Source organism: Nonomuraea insulae (assembly GCF_042656245.1).
Genome location: NZ_JBHSPA010000103.1, coordinates 1 through 2,320, shown reverse-complemented (window position 1 = coordinate 2,320; position 2,320 = coordinate 1). Strand labels below are relative to the sequence as shown.

Annotated in this window: 2 protein-coding genes; both read right to left on the bottom strand. The window is 70.3% G+C overall.

The window, feature by feature from the left end; all coding sequences use genetic code 11:
- The coding region (locus tag ACFPZ3_RS59890; protein ID WP_465263605.1) for a DUF8128 domain-containing protein at nucleotides 1-1,192 on the bottom strand (1,192 nt) is incomplete at its 3' end.
- Nucleotides 1,189-2,320: VirB4 family type IV secretion system protein (locus ACFPZ3_RS59885; RefSeq protein WP_379523393.1), on the bottom strand; the 1,132-nt coding region annotated here is incomplete at its 5' end. The genes ACFPZ3_RS59885 and ACFPZ3_RS59890, both read right to left, overlap by 4 nt.

Here is a 2,320-nt window from a genome sequence, read left to right as displayed (position 1 = left end):
CTCCGGCGCGGGTGATGCCGGGCGCGTCGATGTCCCACGGCAGGTGCGCGAGCGCGGCCAACTCGCTGACGGATAGCAGGTAGCCGGAGTCGAGCCGGCGTGAGCCGATCGCCCGGCGGGCGCGCCAGAGACGGGCTCGGCGCAGGTACTGGTGGCCGCCGGTGAACAGAGCGAAGACGCCAGCGAGGGTGTGCGCATGGCCGCGCAGCCACCGGCGGGCCAGATCGGGAGACTCTGTCTCGGCCTTGTGGTCGTTTGTGGGCGTGCTGGAGATGGGTTGGCGGCTGGTGGCGACGGCGTAGCGGATGGCCACCGTGTAGCGGGGCTGACCGGCCTTGGCCAGGATCGTGCGGATCTGTTCGGCGCGTTCGGGGAAGTCGCGGGCCAGGTCACCGGTGCGGTGGTGGTCGCGGGTGCTCGTGGGCAGGGGGAGGATCTCGTCGAAGACGCGGCCGAGGTGGTGGCGGCTGCCTCCTCCGCGCAGGTGAGCGGCGGCCTGGTAGGCGTGCCGCAGGCGGCGGCCGGTGGTGGGACGGGCCAGGATCTGCACGACGGCGTGCTCGCCCTCGCGCAGTCCACCCATGGCCTCCAGCAGGGAACGGACGGGATCGTGGTCGTGGTCGGTCTTGAGCGGGAAGTGCTCGGGCGCGGCCAGCACCAGCCGCCCGCCCGCGACCTCGGTCTCTACCGGTAGCGGTGAGGCGGCCGGGCTTGTGGTGGTGGTCGCGCCTGGCCAGGCGGCTTGGATGGCCTTCTCCACGATCCCCGCCGGGATGGTGCCGGGCACCCACAGGCGGATACGAACTCCGGCGTCGCTGCCGTGGTATTCCCACACCAGGTGCGGCTGGCCGGTGAAGGCGCGCTTCCACGCTGGTCGCAGCAGGCCGACGAGCTGGCGCCACAGCACCACGGCGCCCTCGGGATCGCTGCGCGGCGGGCTGGAGATGTCGATGAGCCGGGCTTGGGGGGTCAGGTCGGCGTGACGCAGCCAGCCGAGCAGGTAACGCACCACAGCTGCCACCGCCCAGATCAACCCCATGACCGCAGCGAGCCGGGGGCCGTAGACGAGGGCGAGTTCGGGCAGACGGGTGGGCAGTTCGGCCAGGAAGTCCAGGGCTTCCTGAACATCACGGTCGTCGATGCCGCACAGCAGGCACGGCCCATCCTGGCTCGATGACGTGTTGATGGTCATAGCGGGTCGCTCTCCTCGTCCTCGTCCTGGTGGTCGGTGCTGATCTCGGGGGAGCCGGGCGGGCCGGGTGGTTGCGCGGTATGGGCTTGAAGCGGGTGTTGATCGTGCTGGTCGAGGTGAGCGAGGAACTCCGGGTCTGTCGTGACCAGCGCAGCCTCAGAAGGCGAAGCGACGATGCTCAGGGCGGCTCGGCTGGCGGGCCCCGCGACCAGGAGAGCTTCGCCGCGTTCGGCGGTGAGGAGAAACTGGCGTTCGCCGTCGGTCAGATCGAAGGCGTCCCCGACCGCGCCGATAGCCTGCGGCGCTTGGCGGAGCAGGATCTGACTGGCGGCGTTGGCCACGATCGCCTGCCCCAGCTCGGAGCCGAGCAGGTCGGCGGCGTCCTGGGTGACCACGGACAGCCCGGCCCAGTGCTTCCGTGCTGCCTTGGCCATCCGGAAGAGGAAGCGGGCCCCTTCGGGTTCCTTCATCAGCAGCCAGGCCTCGTCCACGACGACAAGGCGCTTCTTGCGGTCGCGCGGGTTGGCCACCCGTCGCCAGATCGCATCCAAGGCGAGCAGGGTGCCGACCGCTTTCATCTCCTCGGGCAGGTCGCGCAGGGAGAAGACGGTCAGATGTCCGGCGGGTGTGGTGGTGGTCGGTCCGTCGAACAGCTCCCGGTAAGAGCCGCTCACGTAGGGGGCTAGCTGTGCGGCCAGGTCCGCTCCTGTCTGACCGGTCGCCTTTCCGGTAAGCGTGGTGACCAGATCGGCGAGGAGGGGCGCGGGCTGAGCCCAGCTGGCCGGGTCGCGGGTGATCCCAGCCGCCTGGTAGGTGGCGATGATCGCGGAGTCCAGGGTTGCCCGCATCTGTGCGGTGAGGACAGTGCCGCCGAGCATGGTGGCGATGAGGGTTTGCAAGAACATCGCCCGCCGGGACAGGACGTCGTCTCGGGGGCCGTGGCTGGCGGGCAGGTCGAAGGGGTTCCACCGCACTCCGGTGGCTCCGAGGTGCAGGCAGGTGCCGCCGACCGCGTGGGCTAGGCGCAAGTATTCGTCTTCCGGGTCGACGACGGCGACCTCGACCTCCTGGTAGAGCAGGCGGAGGGCTTCGAGTTTGGTGAAGAAGCTCTTGCCCGCGCCGGAGCGT